This is a genomic window from Salinimicrobium oceani (genome assembly GCF_012037645.1).
The window spans coordinates 1-521 of record NZ_JAAVJR010000382.1; the positions used below are offsets into that span (position 1 = coordinate 1).

Annotated in this window: 1 protein-coding gene; it reads left to right on the forward strand. The window is 45.7% G+C overall.

Features of this window, described 5'->3' with window-relative positions:
* The coding region (locus tag HC175_RS17285; RefSeq protein WP_168139553.1) for a hypothetical protein at positions 1–290 on the forward strand (290 nt) is incomplete at its 5' end.
* Between the last annotated feature and the right edge of the window lie 231 nt (positions 291–521).

Consider the following 521-nt stretch of genomic DNA (forward strand, 5'->3'; position numbering starts at 1 on the left):
AGACCTGCAACAGTACTTCTGAAACACCAAATACCAATACAACTGAAGTTAACACCAGCGAAAGAATGGAAATTACCGGCACTATTGAACAACAGGGAATGACTTCGTACCAATATGGCACCCATACCATCACCACAGCCGATGATGAATTTTACGCTTTAAAAAGCGAAGCTGTAAACCTGGATGATTATATCTCTGAAGAGATCACCATAGTCGCTGAAAAAATAGAAGGTTATCCGGTCGATGGAGGACCGGATTATTTGCTGGTACTGGAAGTGAAGGGGAGGTAATGATCAGTGGTCAGTGGGCAGTGGGCAGTAACTCTCCCGCTGAACAGCCGGATTACCGCGGAATATGACTGTAGATGATTTTGTGCGGACAGCAAAAAAAGCCCCAGAAGGGCGAAATACCGGTAGCCGGGTGTTTTAACACCGGGATCAAAAAATGCCCCCTCCAAGAAGAGCCCTGGAAGGGCGACATATTTACATTTGCAATCATTGTTGGCCGATAAAAGAATCTGG